At 70.0% G+C, this 21,517-nt stretch carries 17 protein-coding genes and 1 pseudogene; 15 read left to right on the top strand and 3 right to left on the bottom strand.

The features are described 5' to 3' along the window. Positions 1-7 precede the first annotated feature (7 nt). From ACQ859_RS03750 to ACQ859_RS03740, 3 genes are all read right to left on the bottom strand, one after another. The gene (locus ACQ859_RS03750) at positions 8-1,375 is read right to left on the bottom strand and encodes an MATE family efflux transporter (protein WP_431264654.1); all 1,368 of its coding nucleotides are present in this window, start codon (positions 1,373-1,375) and stop codon (positions 8-10) included. 193 nt (positions 1,376-1,568) lie between these two features. Then, entirely contained in the window at positions 1,569-1,832 is a 264-nt protein-coding gene (locus tag ACQ859_RS03745; protein ID WP_431264653.1) for a hypothetical protein, read from the bottom strand. A gap of 92 nt (positions 1,833-1,924) precedes the next feature. Continuing rightward, complete coding sequence (locus ACQ859_RS03740) at positions 1,925-2,830, bottom strand: phospholipase A (RefSeq protein ID WP_431264652.1); 906 nt, start codon at positions 2,828-2,830, stop codon at positions 1,925-1,927. Positions 2,831-3,231: 401 nt separating this feature from the next. On the opposite strand from ACQ859_RS03740, the gene ACQ859_RS03735 reads away from it, so the two are divergent. The 15 genes and pseudogenes from ACQ859_RS03735 (at position 3,232) to ACQ859_RS03665 (ending at position 21,475) form a co-directional block, all read left to right on the top strand. Next, positions 3,232-4,650 carry a hypothetical protein gene (locus ACQ859_RS03735; protein ID WP_431264651.1) on the top strand — a complete coding sequence of 473 codons (1,419 nt, stop codon included), beginning with the start codon at positions 3,232-3,234 and terminating at the stop codon, positions 4,648-4,650. A 117-nt stretch (positions 4,651-4,767) separates the two neighbouring features. Then, entirely contained in the window at positions 4,768-5,661 is an 894-nt protein-coding gene (locus ACQ859_RS03730; protein WP_431264650.1) for an N-acetylmuramic acid 6-phosphate etherase, read from the top strand. 90 nt (positions 5,662-5,751) lie between these two features. Continuing rightward, a complete protein-coding gene (locus ACQ859_RS03725) occupies positions 5,752-7,038 on the top strand; it encodes an MFS transporter (RefSeq protein WP_431264649.1) in 1,287 nt (428 codons plus the stop codon). Further along, a complete protein-coding gene (locus tag ACQ859_RS03720; protein ID WP_431264648.1) occupies positions 7,035-8,198 on the top strand; it encodes an acyltransferase family protein in 1,164 nt (387 codons plus the stop codon). Before ACQ859_RS03725 ends, ACQ859_RS03720 begins: the two co-directional genes overlap by 4 nt. A 35-nt stretch (positions 8,199-8,233) precedes the next feature. Continuing rightward, positions 8,234-9,757 (top strand): glycoside hydrolase family 10 protein, encoded by a 1,524-nt coding sequence (locus tag ACQ859_RS03715; RefSeq protein ID WP_431264647.1) that lies wholly within the window; start codon positions 8,234-8,236, stop codon positions 9,755-9,757. A 546-nt stretch (positions 9,758-10,303) separates the two neighbouring features. Continuing rightward, complete coding sequence (locus tag ACQ859_RS03710; protein WP_431264646.1) at positions 10,304-12,454, top strand: TonB-dependent receptor; 2,151 nt, start codon at positions 10,304-10,306, stop codon at positions 12,452-12,454. After that, a complete protein-coding gene (locus ACQ859_RS03705; RefSeq protein WP_431264645.1) occupies positions 12,445-13,776 on the top strand; it encodes a hypothetical protein in 1,332 nt (443 codons plus the stop codon). Before ACQ859_RS03710 ends, ACQ859_RS03705 begins: the two co-directional genes overlap by 10 nt. A 215-nt stretch (positions 13,777-13,991) precedes the next feature. Further along, positions 13,992-14,858 carry a BadF/BadG/BcrA/BcrD ATPase family protein gene (locus tag ACQ859_RS03700; protein WP_431264644.1) on the top strand — a complete coding sequence of 289 codons (867 nt, stop codon included), beginning with the start codon at positions 13,992-13,994 and terminating at the stop codon, positions 14,856-14,858. Next, positions 14,855-14,998 carry a hypothetical protein gene (locus ACQ859_RS03695; protein WP_431264643.1) on the top strand — a complete coding sequence of 48 codons (144 nt, stop codon included), beginning with the start codon at positions 14,855-14,857 and terminating at the stop codon, positions 14,996-14,998. Before ACQ859_RS03700 ends, ACQ859_RS03695 begins: the two co-directional genes overlap by 4 nt. Further along, the gene (locus ACQ859_RS03690) at positions 14,995-15,840 is read left to right on the top strand and encodes an N-acetylmuramoyl-L-alanine amidase (RefSeq protein WP_431264642.1); all 846 of its coding nucleotides are present in this window, start codon (positions 14,995-14,997) and stop codon (positions 15,838-15,840) included. The genes ACQ859_RS03695 and ACQ859_RS03690 overlap by 4 nt, the downstream gene beginning before the upstream one ends. Positions 15,841-15,904: 64 nt before the next feature. Then, positions 15,905-16,913, top strand: a pseudogene (locus tag ACQ859_RS03685) (ABC transporter permease). Between the two features lie 7 nt (positions 16,914-16,920). Then, the gene (locus ACQ859_RS03680; protein WP_431264641.1) at positions 16,921-17,832 is read left to right on the top strand and encodes an ABC transporter permease subunit; all 912 of its coding nucleotides are present in this window, start codon (positions 16,921-16,923) and stop codon (positions 17,830-17,832) included. Next, the gene (locus tag ACQ859_RS03675; RefSeq protein ID WP_431264640.1) at positions 17,832-18,776 is read left to right on the top strand and encodes an ABC transporter ATP-binding protein; all 945 of its coding nucleotides are present in this window, start codon (positions 17,832-17,834) and stop codon (positions 18,774-18,776) included. Before ACQ859_RS03680 ends, ACQ859_RS03675 begins: the two co-directional genes overlap by 1 nt. Next, entirely contained in the window at positions 18,773-19,759 is a 987-nt protein-coding gene (locus ACQ859_RS03670; RefSeq protein ID WP_431264639.1) for a dipeptide ABC transporter ATP-binding protein, read from the top strand. The genes ACQ859_RS03675 and ACQ859_RS03670 overlap by 4 nt, the downstream gene beginning before the upstream one ends. Before the next feature lie 117 nt (positions 19,760-19,876). Further along, the gene (locus ACQ859_RS03665) at positions 19,877-21,475 is read left to right on the top strand and encodes an ABC transporter substrate-binding protein (RefSeq protein ID WP_431264638.1); all 1,599 of its coding nucleotides are present in this window, start codon (positions 19,877-19,879) and stop codon (positions 21,473-21,475) included. Positions 21,476-21,517: the final 42 nt, after the last annotated feature.

Genomic DNA, 21,517 nt, shown 5'->3' with positions numbered 1-21,517 from the left:
CCCACGGTCAATGGGCGCGCGCCGCCCTCAATCTACGGTGCACCGCCCTCGCCTGCGGCACCCACCCCAGGCGTGCCCAGCGACGCCACATCAGCAGGCCGCGGATCCACTCGTCGGCGGCGTAGGCGATCCACAGGCCGACAAGGCCCAGCCCCAGCACCTCGCCCAGCAGCCAGCTGCCGCCGGCCAGCACGAGCAGCATCGAGCCCGCGCCCACCATCACCGGGTACTTCGCGTCGCCCGCCGCGCGCAGCGCGTTGATGACGACGAGGTTGAAGGTCCGGCCCGGTTCCAGGATCACGGTGATCCACATCAGCACCACCGCGCTGGCGAGGATCTTCTGGTCGTGCGTGAACATCTGCAGCAGCCACGGCGACGCCGCCGCCGCGCCGGCCGCGACCACCACGCTGATCATCAGCCCGCGCGCGAGCGCCCGCCGCACCAGCCGGTGCGCCTCGTGCAGCTGCCCCGCGCCGATCAGGTGGCCGACGACGATCTCCGCCGCGAAGCCGGTCGCCAGGCCCGGCAGCAGCACGAAATACATCAGCTGCGAGGTGTAGCTGTGGGCCGCCAGCGCCGACGCGCCGAGGTGCCCCGCGATCGCCACGCTCACCATGTAGGCGAGCCGGTACGCGATGTTCTCCGCCGCGCCCGGCAGGCCGATGTGGAGCACGCCCGCAAGCTCCGCGCGCTGCAGGCGCCACCAGTCGGAGGCCCTCGGCCGCAGGTCCAGCCGTGCGCGCCACAACCACAAATGCAGGCCCAGGCCGAACGCCCGGCTCACCGCCAGCGCGACCGCGAATCCCGGCAGGCCGAGGTGCGGCATCAACGTCACCGACAGCAGCAGCTGGGCCACCTGCATCGCCACCAGCACCATCAGGGTGTCGCGGCTGCGCAGATGGGCGCGCATGACGCTCGCCATCGAGGCATTCCAGGCGTCGAGCATCATGGCCGGCGCCAGCGCCATCAGGAAGGGTTGCGACAGCGGCAGCACCTCCGCCGGCGCATTCATCAGGCGCAGCAGCGGCCCCGCGAAAATCAGCGCCATCAACGCCGTAAAGCCGCCGAGCCAGGTGCTCGCGCCGAGTGCCGCGCGTGCGGTCGCATCAGCCACGGCGCGCCGGCCGCCGCCCAACGCCTGCGTGATCACCACGCTGATGCCCGCGCCGATGATGCGGAACAGGATGAAGAGCGTCGCCGCGAGCTGGTTGGCCAGCGCGAACGCGGCGCCGGCGGGATCGGAGATCCGCGCCGCCAGCATCGTCCCGATCACGCCGATGGCGATGCCCAGGCAGAGCTCGAGGAACAGCGGCCAGGCCAGGGCGAACAGGCGGGGGGCCGGCGGGGCGTGCGGGGAAGGCGAGGAGGACGACATGAGGCGGCGGCAGGCAGGTCTGCGCCGCCGCTGACAGCGGTGGACACGACGCGGGGATTCTCTCGTGTGGTCTTCAGGCCGGGGGCCGTAACCGCCATGAAACCCACTTGAAACCGCGAGGGCGCCGGCAGGACGCCCCGGGTCTGTCGTTTCGCCGCCACCGCGGCGGGCGATCGACGATCGCCGGCGCGGGTCAGCCGGCCGCAGGTCCCGGCGGCGTGGCGACCGGGCACATCGGCAGACCGCCGGCCATCAGCGTGGCACGCTCGGCGTCCTCGGCCTGCCGCAGCGACACCAGCTCGGACCGCGCGCCGTAGAGCTCGTCGAGCTCCTCCAGCAGCAGCGCGCGGACCTGCGCCTCGGCCATGGGCGGCAGCGCGCGGACCCATTGGCGGTCGCGCCCGTCCAGGCGGTAGACCACCACCCAGATCTCGCAGGTGTCGATGAATGCGGACATCCGTGCAGCCTAGTCCAGCCGCCCCGGGCTGGCGATGGGGGCAGCCCCCACCTGTGCGCCATATTCATCGAATCGCCGCCCCGGGAAGGGGATCAGCGCCATTCGACGACCGACACCCCCAGCCCGATCCGGGACTCGCGGAAGTTGTAGTCGATGAGGCTCTCTCCGTAGCCGCTGAACAGCTGCAGGTAGCCGTGCAGTCCGCCGCCGATGGGGAAGGCCCATTCCAGCTGCGCCGATCCGCGCGAGCGGTCCCCGCCCTTCAGGCTGTGCCGCGCGGTCAGGGCCAGGACGTGCCGGCCCAGCTTCTGCGTCACCAGCACCTCGCCGCGACCGGCGTAATCCTGGATGCCCGGGTTGTCGTCACTGCCGGTGTTGAGGATGCGCCACCAGGGGCGCAGGCTGACCGTCGTCTCGCCGCGCTCCAGGCTGAGCTCGCCGATCAGCCGGTTCCAGCTGCGCGACAGCGGCACCGCCCGCCCATTGGATTGGTGGTTGAAGCTCAGGCTCACCATGCTGGCCTTCCAGCCGAACGGCAACCCGACGTCGGTCCCGTGGGTGAGGATCAGCTCGGGTTCGTAGTTGGTCTCGCGGAACGGCCGCGACTCGCGCCCGTTGTAGACCTGCCAGCGCGAGTTCTGCGTGTAGGCGCCCCAGACGGAGAACGTGCCGTGGTCGTCCAGCGCCCAGATCTTGGACTTCAGGCTGATCTGGAACTTCGCCTCGTTCTTGTCCAGGTCCAGCGCCTGCACCACGCCGTTGTCCGGACTCTCGGACGACGCGGGACCCGGCGAGCGGTTGGACCGCGAGGTCCAGGACACCGGCAGCAGGTAGACCGGCCGGTGGGGCCGCGGCAGGAAGCGCGGCATCTGGTCGCGGCAGGACAGCTCCCAGCGCTCCGACAGGGTCGAGCCGAGGTAGTTGCGCGCGCTGCCGGACGCTTCCGGCAGGCGCGAGCACGGGTCGTCGACGCGCGGCGTGCTGGCCGCGGCCGCCACCGGCAGGGCGGCAGGGACCGGCTGGAGCCGGACCTGGGCGGCGGCCGAGGGGGCGGCGCATCCGGCGCGCGACCGTTCAGGCGGTCGTAACAGCCCAGGCGCGCGTCGTTGTCGCGGATCGCCGCGCAATCGGCCGGCGTCTTCGCCGCGACGGCGGCGGACAGCGCCGGGTTCTCCGCCGGCAACGCCGCCACCTGGGCGGACGCCTCCTGCGGCATCGCCGCGATGAGGGCCGCCAGCAGCGCGGCGGCCCATGTCATCGCCATTGCCAGACGGCGGCGGAACTCCCTGATCGACAGCATCTTGCTTGGCCCTTGTTCAGTCGGGGCGTCGATTGCAAACAGCGTTCCCGGGTGCGATCGGCATAAGTTGCCAGACGACGCTCCCTAGAATCGGCCGCCATGCAGATGTCCCCTCCCGTCGACCTCGCCCCGCGCCTTGCCGCGACCGGCAAGTCCTGGCCCCGCTGGGCCGCGCTCGCCGCACCGCTGCTGCTGGCGGCCTGCTCGCAGCTCCCCCGCACGCCCTCCCCCGGGCCCGCGGCGGCGCCCGGCGGTCCGTTCAGCCCCGCCGCGCTGCAGGCGCTGCGGCCGGCACAGTTCCGCTCCACGGTCGGCAGCGCCGCCGAGGCCCAGGTCCGCTGGAGCACCGACCGGGCCCGCATCCGGGCTGCCTCGGCCCAGGCGCTGGCCGCGCCCCAGGACAGCGCGGCGCTGCGTGAACTGGCCCAGGCGCTGCGGCTCGTGGCGCACTACCGGACCGAGATCGACACCGCCCGCCCGGCGCTGCTCGCCGCCCTCCCGGCGTTGGACGGGCAACCGGCGGACGTCCAGCGTCCGCTGCTGACGGCGGCCTACACGCTCTATGCGGTCGACGCCGCGGCGCTGCTGCGTCCGCTGCTGCCGCGGCTGACGACGCCACGCGAGTTCGCCATCGCCGCCTACGCGCTGATGCAGACCCGCCAGCCTTCAGACCTGGCGCTCATCCAGTCCCAGCTTGCGCAGCGGGACCGCGCCGAGCCGCGTCTGCAGGCACTGTCCCAGGCGGTCGCCACCGCGCAGGGCCTGCCGCAGACGGCGCGTCCGCCGCTGGCCGACCTGCTGGCGATCCGCCCGGGTCATCCGGTCGTGTTCAGCTTCCAGCGGCCCGGTCGGCAGCAGATGGGCCTGGCGTTGGTGAGGCAGGCCGACGGCCGCTTCGTCCGACGCCCCGACGGCGGCCTGTTCAACATCGAGCAGCTGGCGCTGTCCAGCAGCGGCCTGCCCGGCACGATCACGCTGGGCAACACGCCGCAGGGCCTGTTCACGATCCAGGGCGCGGGACGCGCGGCGTCCAACGTCTGGATCGGCCCCACGCCCTACCTGCACACGAAGGTGCCTGGCGAAGCCAGCGTGGCCGAGTACGAGCAGCGCGCCCCCGGCCCGAACGAGCCCGCCTGGTCGCTGGACCGTTACCGGACGCTGCTGCCGGCGTCGTGGCGCGACTACGCCCCGCTGCAGGAAGCGTGGCTGGCCGGCCGTGCCGGCCGCGACGAGATGCTGATGCATGGCAGCACCATCGATCCGCGCTACTACGCCGGCAGCCGCTACTACCCGGGCACGCCGTCGGACGGCTGCCTGGTGGCGATGGAGTACTGGTCCCCGGAGGGCGTGATGGTGCACAGCGACCAGATCGCCCTGCTGCAGGCCTTCACCGCGCAGGGAAGCGACCGCGGCTACATGGTGCTGATCGAACTCGACGCCGCCCCCACGCCGGTGGCCCTGGCCGAAGTGATCCAGTCCGTGCTGGAAGCCGAGGCCCGCACGACCGGACGCCGCTGAGGCCCCTGGATTACCGTGGGTTATGACGCTCCCGCCGCGTTTCATTGGCAGCGAGGGGGTCCCGCCACTAGAGTAGGCCGCACCTTGCGGGCCTCCCCGTTCCGCCCTGGCCGACCCATGTCCCACCCTCTGAACACCGAAACCCCCAGCGCCCACCATCAAGACCTGGACCTGTACGACAGCCCCCGGCTGATGGAAGTCTTCATCGACGACCAGCGGTCGGCGGTCGAGGCGGTGCGGGCGGCGGCGCCCGCGCTGGCCGTGGCGGTGGACGCGGCCCTGCCGCGCATCGCGGCGGGCGGCCGGCTGCTGTATGCCGGCGCCGGGACCTCCGGTCGGCTCGGCGTGCTGGACAGTGTCGAGCTGGTGCCCACCTTCTCCTGGCCGCGCGAGCGGGCGGTCGCCGTGCTGGCGGGCGGCGAGGGCGCGATGTTCGTGGCGGTCGAAGGCGCCGAGGACGACGAACCCCAGGGCCGGCGCGACATCGAAGCGCTCGCGCCGACACCGGACGACGTGCTGATCGGCATCGCCGCCTCGGGTCACACGCCTTACGTGCTGGGCGCGCTGGCCGCCGGCCGTGCCGCCGGCTGCCTGACGATCGCGATCGCCAACAACCCGGGCGCGGCCGTGCTGGCCGCCGGGGCGTATCCGGTCCTGCTGGACACCGGCGCCGAGGTGATCTCCGGCAGCACGCGCCTGAAGGCCGGCACCGCCCAGAAGATCGCGCTGAACAGCTTCTCCAGCGCCTTGATGGTCAAGCTGCACAAGGTCTACGGCAACCTGATGGTGGACATGAAGGCCACCAACGCGAAGCTGGTCCGGCGCGCCGTCGCGCTGACGATGCACGCCGCCGACACGGACGAGACGGCCGCGCGCGCCGCGCTCGACCAGTGCGGCTTCCACGTGAAAACCGCGACCGTGATGCTGCTGCGCCAGCTGGACGCTGCCGACGCCCAGGCCCTGCTCGCGCGACACGACGGCGATGTGCGCGGTGCGCTCGCGGCACGCTGATCCGCACCCGCCGACCGCACGCGCCCTTCGCACGCAAGCGCTGCAATCCCCGATGCGGCCCCCGTCCGGTTTGCGCCGACACTGAGCGCCATGCACGCTGATTCCGTTTCCCCGGGCGCCCGACCCTGGCGCTGGGTGCCCACGCTGTACTTCGCGCAGGGCATGCCGTATGTGGTCGTGATGACGCTCTCGGTCATCATGTACAAGAACCTGGCGATCTCGAACACCGACATCGCGCTCTACACCAGCTGGCTCTACCTGCCCTGGGTGATCAAGCCGCTGTGGTCGCCGCTGGTCGAGATGCTGGGCACCAAGCGCCTGTGGGTCGTGACGCTGCAGTTCGCCGTCGGCGCGGCGCTGGCGATGGTGGCGCTGACGCTGCCGATGGAACGCGCCTTCCAGATGTCGCTCGCCGTGCTCTGGCTGATGGCCTTCGCCTCGGCCTCGCACGACATCGCCGCCGACGGCTTCTACCTGCTCGCGCTGGAGAAGCATGAGCAGGCCGCTTTCGTCGGCGTGCGCTCGACCTTCTACCGCGTCGCCAACATCGGCGGCCAGGGCGGCCTCGTCTGGCTGGCCGGCGAGCTGCACGACCGCGGCGACAGCTGGGTGCTCGCCTGGCAGGGCGTGATGGCGGTGCTGGCGGGCGCCTTCATGCTGCTCGCGGCCTGGCACCTGTGGCGACTGCCGCGTCCCGCCGTCGATGCCCCGCTCCCTCGCGAGCAGCGCGAGCCGGGCACGTTCTTCCGGATCTTCGCCGCATTCTTCCGCAAGCCCGGCCTGGCGGTGACGCTGGGCTTCCTGCTGCTCTACCGCTTCCCGGAAGCGCAGCTGCTGAAGCTCGCCACGCCGTTCCTGCTGGATCCGCTGGACAAGGGCGGCCTCGCGCTGAGCAACAAGGCGGTCGGCCTGGCCTACGGCACGGTCGGCCTGATCGCGCTGACGCTGGGCGGCCTGCTGGGCGGGTGGATCATCTCGCGCGTCGGCCTGAAGAAGGCGCTCTGGCCGCTGGTGCTCGCGATGCATCTGCCCAACGTCGTTTTCCTCGCGATGGCCTATGCCCACCCGGGCAGCCTCGCCGTCATCAGCGCGGCGCTGGCGGTCGAGCAGTTCGGCTACGGGCTCGGCTTCACGGCCTACCTGATGTACATGGTCCTGGTCGCCGAAGGCGCCCACAAGACCGCGCACTACGCGATCTGCACCGGCTTCATGGCGCTGGGCATGATGCTGCCGGGCATGTGGAGCGGCTGGCTGCAGGACCACCTCGGCTATCCGCACTTCTTCGCGTGGGTGCTGATCGCGACGATCCCGTCGCTGGTCATGACCGCGCTGATCAGGATCCCCGAGAACTTCGGCCGCAGGGAGGCCACCGCGTGAGCACCCCGGCGATCACCAACCCTCCCGGCGGCGACCGCCTGCTGTCGCTCGACGCCTTCCGCGGTTTCGCCATCGCGGCCATGCTGCTGGTCAACAACCCGGGCGACTGGTCCGCCCTGTACGGACCGCTCGAGCACGCCGCGTGGCATGGCTGGACCTTCACCGACTGGATCTTCCCGTTCTTCGTCTTCATCAGCGGGATCTCGATGAGCTTCAGCCTGGCCCGCCGCGGCCAGGCCGCCGACCGCGTCGCCCTGCTGCGCCACATGTGGCGGCGCGGCGCCACGATCATCCTCATCGGGCTGGCGCTGAACCTCTTCCCGTTCTTCCACGTCGAGACGCTGCGCATCCCCGGCGTGCTGCAGCGTCTGGGGCTGATCACGATCCTGGTCGCGCCCATCGCGCTCTGGTGCGGCTGGCGCGCCCAGCTGGCGTGGCTCGTGGGTCTGCTGCTCGGCTACGGCCTGGTCCAGACCTTCGTCGCCGTGCCCGACGCGCAGGGCGTCTGGCATCGCGGCTCGCTGCAGCCGGGCGAGGACGTCGGCGCCTGGCTCGACCGCACGCTGCTCTCCGGCCATCTGTGGGCGCACGCGAAGACCTGGGACCCGGAAGGCCTGCTGAGCACGCTGCCCGCCGTCGCGAGCCAGATCGCCGGCCTGCTCGCGGGTCGCTGGCTGGCCGTGCGCGGCCGCGATCCCGGAGAGAAGGCCACCTGGTTCCTGGTGTCGGGTCTTGCCTGCCTCTGGTTCGCGCAGGTGCTCGACGCCTGGACGCTGCCGATCAACAAGAATCTCTGGACCCCCGCCTTCGTTTTCCTCACGACCGGCTGGGGATGCCTGGTGTTCGGCGTGTTCTACTGGCTGCTCGATGCCGCGCCGCTGCCGCGCATGCGGGACGCGATGGCGCGCCGCCTGCGCCCGCTGGTGGTGTTCGGCATGAACGCGTTGTTCCTCTTCGCGCTGTCGGGCCTGGTGGCCCGGCTGCTCGGAGTGATCCATGTCGCCGAGGGCGTCACGCTCAAGGCCTGGCTCGTCGCGCCGCTGCGCGCGCTGCCGGTGGACCCGCGTGTCGCGTCGCTGCTGTTCGCCGTCGGTTTCGTGGCGGTGTTCTACGGCATCGCGTGGGCGATGTGGCGACGCGGCTGGATCGTGAAAGTGTGAGCGGCCGCCGCGGCGCCGCCAGGTGAGAGCCTTCGATGCGACGACGACAGTGGATGACCGCGGCCCTGGCCGCACCGGTACTCGGTTCCGTGGGGACGATGCTGTCCGGCTGCGGCACCGCCCGGCCGCAGGCCCTGCCCGCTGAACCGGGCGCCGCGCCGGACGATGGCCCGCCGCCCGCGCCGCGCGAGTTCCGCGCCGCCTGGGTGGCGACCGTCGCCAACATCGACTGGCCGAGCCGCCGCGGCCTGAGCGACGCCGCGCAGATCGCCGAGATCCACGCGATCCTCGACAGCGCGCGCGCGCTGCGCCTGAACGCCATCGTGCTGCAGGTGCGCACCAGCGCGGACGCCCTCTACCGCTCGACGCTGGAGCCGTGGAGCGAGTACCTCTCCGGGGTGCAGGGCCAGGGCCCCGGCTACGATCCCTTGGCGTTGTGGATCGAGCAGGCGCACGCGCGCGGCCTCGAGCTGCACGCCTGGCTGAATCCCTATCGGGCAAAACAGAGCGGCGGGAAGTCCGCGTCCGCCGCGACGCACCTGAGCCGCACCCGGCCGGAGTGGGTCAGGAAGTACGGCGACCAGCTCTGGATCGATCCGGGCGAACCGGCCGCCGCGGACCACACGCTGGCCGTCTGCCGCGACCTGCTCACCCGCTACGCCGTGGACGGCCTGCACATCGACGACTACTTCTATCCGTACCCGGTCCAGGATGCGGCCAAGCAGGACATCGACTTCCCGGACGAGCCCAGCTGGCAGCGTTACCTGCTCGGCGGCGGCACCCTGCCGCGCGCGGATTGGCGGCGGGACAACGTCGACCAGCTGGTGCGGCGGCTGTACGAGCTGGTCCGCGAGGTGCGGCCCGCCGCGCGCGTCGGCATCAGCCCGTTCGGCCTGCCGCGGCCGGACCTGCGCCCCGCGGGCATCACGGGGTTCTCGCAGTACGACAAGCTCTACGCCCACGTCGAGCACTGGATGGCGATGGGCTGGCTGGACTACGTGGCGCCGCAGCTCTACTGGCCGCGCGCGCAGAAGCCGCAGGCCTTCGAGCCGCTGATGCGCGCCTGGCAGGGCGTCAACCCGCTGGGGCGGCATGTCTGGCCGGGCCTGTTCACGAGCCGCGCCGCCAACGAGGCCGAAGGCTGGCCGCTCGACGAGATCCCGGCGCAGGTCGACCTCATGCGCACCGCGCCGGCGACGGGCGGGCACCTGCACTTCAGCATGGTCGCCCTGCTCAAGAACCGCCGGGACATCGCCGCCACGCTGCGCGACGGCGCCTATGCCCAGGCGGCGCTGGCGCCGGCCTGTCCCTGGCTGTCCTCGCCGCCGTGTGCGGCGCCGTCGGTGTCGCGCGAACCGGACGGTGGCTGGCGGGCCACCGTCGCCGGTGCGCCGGCGGCCCGCTTCGCGCTCTGGCGCCGTCCGCCGGGAGGCGGGTGGCGCTTCGACGTGCTGCCGTCCGACGGTCGGATCCGCAGGCCCGTTCCCGGGGAGACGCTGGTGCTGTCCGCCATCAACGCGATCGGCGACGAGGGACCGCGCGCGACGTTCGTCGCCTGAACCCGCGCGATTTCTGTCGACTCGGCGCAACGACGCCCCCGGGTCGTGGGCGGTAGTCACGCCTAGGGGAAACCCTTGGAAACTGACTCGAAACAGGGATGGCTCGCTGGCCGCCCCCAGGTCGTCGCGCCCCGGCAAAGGGCCATGTTTCCCCCACGTGTTGCGTTGGTGCACCAACCGCAAACGCCAGTGAACACTTGTCACAGCTCCTCAACAATCGCTGTCCAGACTGCGCCGCTGACGCGTTGGCAAGGCATCGGAACCGGCCCCACAAAAGGGCTCGAATGGCGCATTGACAGCGCGGCGTGAAGGAGAGGTCTCCCGATATTGCCGCATTGATGCGGCAGGTTTCGGCTGGTAGGCTTTTTGCTTCATAAGCGAAGAAGGCCCCTGCATCAGCGGGCCTCGCGCAATAACAAAACGAGGGCGGGCAAGGACGTAACGCGCAGCAAGTCGCGGTGAAGTCGGCCACGGAAAACGTTTGCGGAACGTTTGGCGCCCCCTCGGAACGGGTTTTCGGTCTGACGTCGCACAGGAGCACAGGAAATGAATCAGAGAGATTGGTCGGGTTTTTCGCGGACGGCGCTATCCGTCGCGGTCGCCATCGTGGCGGCCGCGCCGGTGATGGCCCAGAACACCACGTCCGCCATCGGCGGACGCGTGGTCGGCGCTGACGGCAAGCCCGTCGCGGGCGCCACGGTGGTGATCCTGCACAAGGAGTCCGGCTCCTCGAACACGCAGACCACCGACGCCGACGGCCGCTACAGCGCCCGCGGCCTGCGCGTGGGCGGTCCCTACACCATCACGGTGACCAAGGACAGCGACCGCGAAGTCTCCGAGAACGTCTACCTGGCCCTGGCCGAGACGCTCGGCCTGGACGTGCAGCTGGGCAAGGCCTCGACGCAGCTCGAGACCGTGGTCACCACCGGCAGCGCCACCGCGGCGAAGTTCAACAACTCGACGATGGGTTCCGGCACGCAGATCAGCCGCGCCGAACTGGACGCCTACGCGTCGATCGCGCGCAACCTGCAGGACTACGCCCGCAACGACCCGCGTCTGGCACAGACCGACAAGGAACGCGGCGAGATCTCGGCCATGGGCCAGAACTCGCGCTACAACTCGATCACGATCGACGGCGTCGCCATCAACGACAGCTTCGGCCTGGAAGCCAACAACCTGCCGACGGCCAAGCAGCCGATCTCGGTGGACGCGATCCAGTCGGTGCAGGTCAACCTGTCCAACTACGACGTGACCCAGAAGGGCTACACCGGCGCCAACATCAACGCCGTCACGAAGTCGGGCACCAACGAGTACAAGGGCAGCGTCTACTACGTCTATCGCAACGATGACATGGTGGGCAAGCGCTTCGACCGCGGCAACCAGCGCTACACCGACTTCCTGCCCTTCAAGGAAGACACCAAGGGCTTCACCCTGGGCGGCCCGATCCTGAAGGACAAGCTGTTCTTCTTCGTCAACTATGAAGAACTCAAGAGCAACCGCGCGCAGCCGGAATTCGGCCCGATCGGCAGCTCGCTGACGAACAACTCGATCTCGCAGGCGCAGCTCGACGCGATCACCAAGACCGCCAAGGATGCTTACGGCATCGACACCGGCACCGTGATGGGCACGTCGCAGCTGTCGGTCAAGGACTACCTCGCCAAGATCGACTGGAACATCAACGACCAGCACCGCGCCAGCATCCGCGTGGCCCGCACCGAGCAGTCGGACACCAACAACGGTGCCTTCGGCGGCTACAGCGCGACCGGTCTGCAGATGACCTCGCAGTGGTGGCAGCAGAAGAAGAAGATCGACACCATCGTCGGCCAATGGTTCGCCGACTGGACGCCGGACTTCTCCACCGAGCTGAAGATCTCGAACCGCGACTACAACAGCGTTCCGCAGAACAACAGCAACCTGCCCGCGATCGGCATCCGCTTCACCGGCGCGCTGCCCGACGGCGCCCCCGCCGGCTCCAGTGCCAACACCAGCCGCTTCGTCAACTTCGGTACCGAACAGAGCCGGCAGTTCAACGTCCTCGACACGAAGACGATCGACGGCTACCTGGGCGCGACCTGGGTCAAGGGCGATCACGAGATCAAGTTCGGCGGCGACATCCAGCGCAACAAGATCTACAACGCGTTCTTCCAGAACGTGAACGGCAACTACACGTTCGGCTGCGAAAATACCTGGCAGTACAGCTTCGGCTCGATCAACTGCAATACCGCCCCCGCGGCACTGGTGCAGCAGGCCATTCTGGAGAACTTCACCCGCGGCCGTCCGTCGTCCTATCAGGTGCAGGTCCCCGTCGCGGGCGGCACGCTGAATGACGGCGCCGCGCAGTGGACGCTGCAGCAGGCCGGCCTGTTCGTGCAGGACACCTGGAACATCTCCAAGGACCTGAACATCACGGCGGGCTTCCGCGTCGACCAGTTGAACACGGACGACAAGCCGACGTTCAACCCCGCCGCCGCGGCCCCCAGGTGGTCGGTGCGCTGGCACCGACGCCGACCGATCGCTTCGGCATCCAACGTGCCACCGGCGGCTTCGGTCTGGACAATTCGCAGACCGTCGACGGCGAAAACCTGTTCCAACCGCGCTTCGGTTTCAACTACGCGCTGGACAGCCGCGCCGGCCACAAGAAGCAGATCCGTGGCGGTGCCGGCCTGTTCCAGGGAGCGGCCGCCTCCGTGTGGCTGACCAACCCGTACTCCAACACCGGGATGGCCACGCGCATCATCGGCTGCGGTGCCGCTGGCCTGAGCGCCTGCTCGGCCACGGCGTCGGGCGTGTTCAACGCGGATCCGACCAAGCAACCGATCCTGTCCGGCACCACGCCGGCCGCCAACGTCGACTTCATCCAGAAGGGCCTGGGTCAGCCGTCCGTCTGGAAGATGAACCTGGCCTATGACGCCGAGCTGCCGTTCTTCGGCATGAACTTCGGCGTGGAATGGGTCTACACCAAGGTCCAGACCGGCATCTACTACCAGCACCTGAACCTGGGCGATCCGACCAAGACCGGCCCGGACGGCCGCTCGCTGTACTACACGCCGCAGAGCTACCAGGAAGGTTGCTGGAATCCGAACGGCAGCCTGATCACGGCGAACGTGCCGGCCGCGGGCACCACGCCCGCGGTCACCTGCGCCGGCGGCCGCTCGCGCGCGCTGTCGAACGTCAACTACAACAACGTGACGCAGGCGACGAAGACGAAGAAGGGCGACGGCAATGCCATCACCCTGTCGTTCCAGCGCCCGGCGCGTGACGGCTTCGGCTTCGGCGTCGCCTACACGTACACGGAAGCGTCGGAAGTCTCCCCGCTGACCTCGTCGGTGGCGAACTCCAACTTCAACTCGCGCGCCGTCTTCAACCCGAACGAGAACGTGGCCGCCAACTCGGCGTACATGATCCGTGACCGCGTCACCGCCAACGTGACCTGGCAGAAGGCGTTCATCAGCAACCTGAAGACCTCGGTGGGCCTGTTCTGGGAAGGCCGCAAGGGCAAGCCCTACAGCTGGACCTACCTGAACGACATGAACGGCGACGGCGTGGCCGGCAACGACCTGCTGTACATCCCGGCCTCGCGCGGCGCCCCCGGCGTCAAGTTCGCCACCCCGGCGGACGAGGCCGCGTTCTGGAACATCGTCGACAACAACCCGGACCTGGCGAAGTACAAGGGCGCCGTGGTGCCGCGCAACAGCTCGTTCTCGCAGTTCGTGAACAGCTTCGACCTGCGCCTGAGCCAGGAAGTGCCGGGCTTCTTCCCGCAGCACAAGGGCAAGGTCACGTTCGACATCCTGAACATCGGCAACCTGCTCAACAAGAAGTGGGGTCGCATCGACGAGGTGACGTTCCAGTCGGCCGGCGGCAACCGTCGCAGCTTCGTGAACTTCGCCGGCATCGATGCGGCGGGCAACTACGTGTACCGCACCAACGCCAACGCGATCAACGACAACCTGGCCATCCGTCAGGTCAAGGGCGAATCGCAGTGGGCCATCCAGGTGACGGCCGCCTACGAGTTCTGATCCACGACACGATCCGCGATCGACCGGCCCGCGAGGCCGGTCCTTCACGGCACCGCAACGGGCTCCTTCGGGAGCCCGTTTTTCATGGCGCGACGCCGACCCGGCCCGAAGCGTCGGCCCGGCCATCGGGCCATGAGCCCAACTCATACCTGCCACGCGCATTGACAATGGCGAACGCGCGGAGCCCCTCGTAAGCTCCGCGCGCCAACGCCGCCATGAGTCCGACGCCCTCCGCCACCGACGATCCCCTCGCGCCCGACCGGCCTGTGCCGGCGCGCGCGGGCGCCGCATCGCCACCGGTGGGACTGGGCCTGGACGCTGGCGGCACACAGACGCGCTGGGCCCTGGCCCGCCCCGACGGCACGCTGGTCGCGCGCGGCGAGGTCGGCGGCTTCAGCGCGCTGCTGCTGGACACCAGCGCCGGCCGGGTCGTGCTGGCGCAGACACTGCAGTCGCTGGCCGCCGCGGTCCTGTCGCAGACGGCGCCCGGCGCGTTGCGCGGACTTCAGGCCGGCATCACCGGACTCGGCGAACCGGACGGCCCCGCCGGCCGGCAGCTGCGCGCGCTGCTGGCTCAACAGCTCGGCCTGGCGCCCGCGCAGATCCAGTGCGACAGCGACATCGCGCAGGCCTGGCACGCGCTCTTCCGGCCCGGCGAGGGCTACCTGGTCTACGCCGGCACCGGCGCGATCGCGGCCTTCATCGACGACGCCGGCACCTTGCACCGCGCCGGCGGCCGTGGCCCGCTGCTGGGCGACGAAGGCGGCGGCCAGTGGATCGCGCGCGAGGCGCTCGCGCTGGTCTGGCGCCGCGAGGACGAATCGCCCGGCGCCTGGACCGGCTCCCGCTCGCGCGACATCTCTTCGACGAACTCGGCGGCGCCGACTGGCCGACGACGCGCGCGTTCATGTACGGCGGCGACAGCGCGGCACGCCGCGGTTCGATCGGCCGGCTGGCGCTGGCCGTCGCGCGCGCCGCCGAGGACGACGACGCCGACGCGCTGGCCCTGCTGCGCCGCGCCGGCCGCGAGCTCGCCCGGCTACCGCTGGCGCTGGCGCGCCGGCTGGGCCCGCGTCCGGTGAGCGCCGCCGGACGTGTGCTGCAATTGCATCCGGCGATCGAATCGGGCCTGCGCGACGCCCTGCCGCAAGACCTGTCCCTCACCGTCCATCAACCCGACACAGCCCTGGCCGCCGCGCGGCGCGCGGCCCTCGCCTCATGAAAACCAAGCTCCTGACCCTCGCCGCCGCGGCCCTGCTGGCGGCCTGTGCCTCGCCGACGCAGCTGCAGATCGACCGCACCCATGTCTCCGAGAACCAGGACAGCCGCGCGCAGTTCCTGATCCTCCACTACACGGTGATCGACTTCGAGAAGTCGATGAAGGTGCTGACCACCGGCGGGAAGGTCTCGGCCCACTACCTGGTGCAGGACACCCCGTCCAAGGTCTACCAGTTGGTCGACGAGAACCGGCGCGCCTGGCACGGCGGCGTCAGCTACTGGGGCGGTGCGACCAACCTGAACTCGGCCTCGATCGGCATCGAGATCGTGAACCCCGGCTTCACCGAGACGCCGATGGGCCGCGTCTACGCGCCCTATCCGCAGGCGCAGATCGACGACGTGATCAAGCTGGTCAAGGAGATCGTCGCGCGCCAGGGCATCCGCTCGGACCGCATCCTCGGCCACAACGACATCGCGCCCGGCCGCAAGCAGGACCCGGGTCCGGCGTTCCCGTGGAAGCAGCTCGCCGACGCCGGGCTGATCGCCTGGCCGGACCCCGCGCAGGTCCAGATCAAGCAGGCGATCTACCAGGTCGCGCCCGTGCCGGACGCCGTCTGGTTCCAGAAGCGCCTGGCACAGGTGGGCTACCAGACGCCGCAGACCGGCCTGCTGGACACCGCCACGCGTGAAGTGATCAGCACCTTCCAGATGAAGTACCGCCCGGCCGACTTCTCGGGCGGCATGGACGCCGAGACGGCCGCGCTGCTGGAGGTCGTCACGACGCCCGGCGGCCTGGTGATGAAGAAGCCGCTGCCGGCGGACAGCCAGCCGCGCTCGGCGTACTGATCGATCGCCCCCCATCCCGGCTGATCCCGACCGCCTCCGCCACGCACGCCCGCCGCCGCCCGCCTTGCTGAACTTCCTGCTCCGCCGCCTGGCCTCGTTGCTGCCGACCTTGATCGGCGTGACGCTGGTCGCCTTCGGCCTGATCCGGCTGGTGCCGGGCGATCCGATCGCGATCATGATGGGCGAGCGCGCGCTCGACGACGCCACCCACGCGCGACTGATGCACGAGCTCGGCCTGGACCAGCCGCTGTGGCGCCAGTACGCGGACTACGTCGGCGGACTGCTGCACGGCGACCTGGGGCGCTCGCTGGTTTCCCACGAGCCGGTGTCGCACGAGTTCCTCGCGCTCTTCCCCGCGACGGCCGAACTGGCGCTCTTCGCGCTGCTGCTGGCCATCGTGCTCGGCATGGCGCTGGGCACCGGCGCGGCGCTGCGGCGCGGCTCGCTGCTGGACCAGGGCGTGATGGGCGTGGCGACGGTCGGCTTCTCGATGCCGGTGTTCTGGTGGGGGCTGATCCTCATCATGTTCTTCTCGGTGGGCCTGGGCTGGACGCCGGTGTCGGGCCGCATCGCGGTCGAGTACGACGTCCAGCGCGTCACCGGCTTCATGTTGATCGATGCGGCGCTGCACGACGAGGCCGGCGCGTGGCGCTCGGCGCTGCGGCACCTGCTGCTGCCGGCGCTGGTGCTGGGCACCAGCACGACGGCAGTGATCGCGCGGATGACGCGCTCCAGCCTGCTCGAGGTGCTGCGCGAGGACTACATGCGCAGCGCGCGCGCGCGGCCTGTCGCCGGTGCGGGTGGTGCTGGTGCACGGCCTGCGCAACGCGCTGATCCCGGTGATCACGGTCATCGGACTGAAGGTCGGCAGCCTGCTGGCGGGCGCGGTGCTGACCGAGACCATCTTCAGCTGGCCCGGCATCGGCAAGTGGCTGATCGACGCGATCGCGCGACGCGACTATCCGGTGGTGCAGGCAGGGATCCTGATCTCGGCCTGCACCTTCATCGCGGTCAACCTGCTGGTGGACCTGCTGTACGGCGTGGTGAACCCGCGCATCCGCAAGCAGGGCTGAGACGTCCATGAGCGCCCTCCCCTCCACACCTTCGACCACGCCGACGATCGCGCCACCTGGCCCGCTCGCCGAGTTCTGGCGCGGCTTCTCCGCCAATCGCGGCGCGCTGGTCGCGCTGATCGTCTTCACGCTGCTGGCGCTGGCGGCGCTGCTGGCGCCATGGATCTCGCCGCACGATCCGGTGCGGCAGTACCGCGAGCACATGCTCACCCCGCCGATCTGGATGGACGGCGGACAGATGCGCTTCGTGCTCGGCACCGACGAGCTCGGCCGCGACCTGCTGTCGCGCCTGCTGCACGGCGCGCGGGTGTCGCTGGGTATCGGCCTGGCGTCGGTGGTGCTGTCGCTGATCCCCGGCGTGCTGCTGGGCCTGCTGGCGGCCTTCCATCAACGGCTGCTCGCGCCGGTCGTCATGCGCGTGATGGACGTGATGCTGGCGCTGCCGGGCCTGCTGCTGGCGATCTGCGTGATCACGGTGCTCGGCCCGGGCCTGACGAACACCGTGATCGCGATCGCCGTCGGCAGCCTGCCGGAGTACGTCCGGCTCACGCGCGCCGCGGCGCTGGCGGAGCTCGGCAAGGACTACGTCACCGCCAGCCGCGTGGCCGGCGCGTCGACCTGGCGGCTGATGTTCTCGGCGGTGCTGCCGAACTGCCTGGCACCGCTGATCGTCAACGCGTCGCTGAGCTTCTCGGCAGCGATCCTCGAGGCGGCGGGTCTCGGCTTCCTCGGCCTGGGCGTGCAGGCGCCGATGGCGGAGTGGGGCACGATGCTCTCGTCCGCGCGGGACTACATCGTCCGCGCGCCGTGGGTGGTCACGCTGCCGGGTCTGGCGATCCTGCTGTCGGTGCTGAGCGTCAACCTGATGGGCGACGGGCTGCGCGATGCGCTCGATCCGCGCCTGAAGAGGGTGTCGTGATGCTGGAGATCCGCGATCTGCGCGTGCGCTTCGGCGCGTTCCCGGCGGTGGACGGCGTGGACCTCGATGTCGCCCCGGGCGAGGTGCTGGGCATCGTCGGCGAATCAGGCTCCGGCAAGTCGGTGAGCATGATGGCGCTGATGGGCCTGATCGATCCGCCCGGACAGGTGAGCGCCGCCGCGCTGCGCTTCCAGGGCCAGGACTTGCTGGGCATGAGCGCCTCGCAACGCCGGCGGCTGATCGGCAAGGACATCGCGATGGTGTTCCAGGACGCGCTGGCCAGCCTCAACCCGAGCTACACCGTCGGCCATCAGATCGAGGAGGTGCTGGACACCCACCTCGGCCTGCGCGGCGCCGCGGCGCGCCGGCGCGCGACGGAGCTGCTGGAGCAGGTCGAGATCCCCGATCCCGCGAGCCGGCTGAAGGCCTATCCGCACGAGCTGTCCGGCGGCATGAACCAGCGCGTGATGATCGCGCTGGCGATCGCGTGTTCCCCGAAGCTGCTGATCGCCGACGAGCCGACCACGGCGCTCGACGTGACGATCCAGGCGCAGATCATGGACCTGCTGCTGCGCCTGCAGCGCGAGCAGGGCATGGCGCTGGTGATGATCACGCACGACCTGGCCGTGGTGGCGGAGATGGCGCAACGCGTCGCCGTCATGTACGCCGGCCAGGTCGTGGAGACGGGCGCGTTGCCCGAGGTCTTCGAGTCGCCGATGCATCCGTACACGGCCGCGCTGATGGCGGCGATCCCGGAGCACAACCGCGGCGCCCACCGGCTGCAGGCGCTGCCGGGCATCGTGCCGGGCGCGCTGGACCGGCCCGCGGGATGCCTGTTCTCGCCGCGATGCGCGCGGGTGCAGGAGCGCTGCCGCACCGATCGGCCCGATGTCGTCGACGGCGTGCGCTGCTTCTACCCGTTGATCGAGGAGTCCGTCGCATGAGCGCCGTGGCAGACAAGCCTGCCGCCGCCGGCGCGGCGCCGCTGCTGGTGGCGCGCGACCTCGCCCGGCACTACCGCGTGAGCCGCGGCTGGTTCGCGCCGAAGGCGACGGTGCGGGCGCTGGACGGCGTCAGCTTCTCGCTGGCGCCGGGGAAGACGTTGGCGGTCGTCGGCGAATCGGGCTGCGGCAAGTCCACGCTGGCGCGGGCGCTGACGCTGATCGAGACGCCGACCTCCGGCGATCTGCGCATCCACGGCCGCGATGCGGCCGACGCGTCGACGCGCAAGGCCCTGCGACGCGACGTGCAGATGGTGTTCCAGAACCCGTATGCGGCGTTGAATCCGCGCAAGACGATCGCGTCGACGCTGGCGGAGCCGCTGGTCATCAACACGCCGCTGAGCCGCGCCGAGCGGCAGGAGCGCATCGAGGCGCTGGCCGCGAAAGTCGGTCTGCGCCAGGAGCACCTGCAGCGTTACCCGCACATGTTCTCGGGCGGGCAACGCCAGCGCATCGCGATCGCGCGGGCGATGGTGATGCAGCCGGGCATCGTCGTCGCGGACGAGCCGACCTCGGCGCTGGACCTGTCGATCCAGGCGCAGATCCTGAATCTCTTCATGGACCTGCAGGAGGAGTTCGGGACGGGCTACGTGTTCATCTCGCACAACCTCGCGGTGGTGGAGCATGTGGCGGACGAGGTGATGGTGATGTACCTGGGCCGCGTGGTCGAGCACGGCGACAAGCGCCACCTCTTCGCCAAGCCGCTGCACCCGTACACGCAAGCGCTGATCAGCGCGACCCCGGCGCTGCACCCGGCCGACCGCCGCCAGCGCATCCGCATCCACGGCGAGCTGCCCAGCCCGCTGAAGCCGCCGACGGGATGCGCGTTCCATCAGCGCTGCCCGATGGCCGTCGCGCGTTGCGCGGAGGTGCGGCCGGAGTTGCGGGAGATCGATGGGCGGCTCGTGGCCTGCGATGTGATTTGAGGAGGGGGCGATAGGCGCGACCGGCTCCACATAACCCAGTGTTATGGTCCAACCCGCCCATTTCAGTTGTGACCTGGGAAGCGGCGTTTCCACAATGCGCGGCTTGCCTTCCTCCCGATGCGCTCTTTTTTCCCCCTCTCGCTGGCCATCCTCCTGTCCGCCGCGTTCCCCGCTGTTCAAGCGGCCGGCGCTGTGGCGGTCAAGCCGCTCGTGTACTGCACCGACGCCAGCCCCGAGGGCTTCGACCCGGGGTTATGGGATTCGGCCAGCACGAACAACGTCAACAACCAGATGTTCCAGGGCCTGGTGCGCTTCGAGCGCGGCGGCACCGCGCTGCAGCCGGCCCTCGCGACGAGCTGGACCATCAGCCCCGACGCCCGCGAGTTCACTTTCACGCTGCGCGAGAACGTCCGCTTCCACACTCGCCCCTGGTTCACGCCGACCCGCACGCTCAACGCCGATGACGTGCTCTTCACCTTCGGCCGCTTCCTCGACCGCGAGCACCCGTTCAACAAGGCTTTCCCGGCCAACTTCATCTATCCGCAGAACCTCGGCCTGGCCAAGGCGATCGCGAAGATGGAGAAGCTCGACGACCGCACCGTCCGCTTCACGCTGACCCAGCCCAACGTCACCTTCGTCACCTGGTTCGCGATGGCCTTCGCCGGCATCCAGTCGGCGGAGTACGGCCAGCAGCTGCTGCGCGACGGCAAGGCCGCGCAGATCAACCGCCTGCCCATCGGCACCGGCCCGTACCGCTTCCGCAGCTACGCCAAGGACGACGTCGTCCGCATGGAAGGCAACCCCGACTACTGGGGCGAGCCGCAGAAGACGCAGAAGCTGATCTTCACCATCAGCCGCGAGGCACCCGTGCGCGTGCAGAAGCTGCTCGCCGGCGAGTGCCAGATCACCTCGCCGCTGCGTGACATCGACGTCGCCGCGATCGACCGCCATCCGGAGCGCATCAAGCTGGAGAAGATCCAGGCGCTCAACATCTCCTACTTGTCCTTCAACCTGCGCAAGGCACCGACCGACAACCGGCTGGTGCGTGAGGCGCTGGACATCGCCGTCGACCGCGACGCGATCTTCCGCGCGCTGTTCCCGCGCGGCGACGCGATGCAGGCGGTGAATCCCTTCCCGCCCGCGATCCCCGGCTACAACAAGTCGATCAGGAACGAATACAACCCGGACCGCGCCAAGGCGCTGCTCAAGCAGGCCGGCTTCCCGGACGGACTGGACCTCGACCTCTGGGCGCTGCCGGTCACCCGCCCCACGAATCCGAACGGCCAGCTGATGGCGCAGCTCATCCAACAGGACTGGGCTCGCATCGGCGTGCGCGCGCAGATCCGCACCTACGAATGGGGCGAGTACCTCAAGCGCGCCAATGCCGGCGAGCACACGGTCTACATGAGCGGCTGGTCCGGCGAGAGCGGCGACGCGGACGACTTCCTGACGCCCAACCTCAGCTGCGCGACCAACAAGTCCGGCGTGAAGTTCTGCAACCAGGAATTCGAGCGCCTCATCGACGCCGCCCGCGCCACGGCCGATCAGGGCAGGCGCATCGCCCTCTACGAGCAGGCCCAGGAGATCTTCAAGCGGGAACGCCCGTGGATCACGATGGCACACTCGACGGTGTACATCCCCACCAGCAAGGACTTGCGAGGCTTCAAGATGCAGCCGAACGGGGGTGTTGTCTTCGAGAACGTCTATCGTGAATAAGCCTCCCCTTCTTCTCAGCGCGCCGGCCCGAGCGCCGGGCCG

It is taken from the genome of Roseateles chitinivorans, from assembly GCF_050632235.1.
In the GTDB taxonomy this organism is placed as follows: Bacteria; Pseudomonadota; Gammaproteobacteria; order Burkholderiales; family Burkholderiaceae_C; genus Roseateles; species Roseateles chitinivorans_A.
This window is presented reverse-complemented; position numbering and strand designations above follow the sequence as displayed.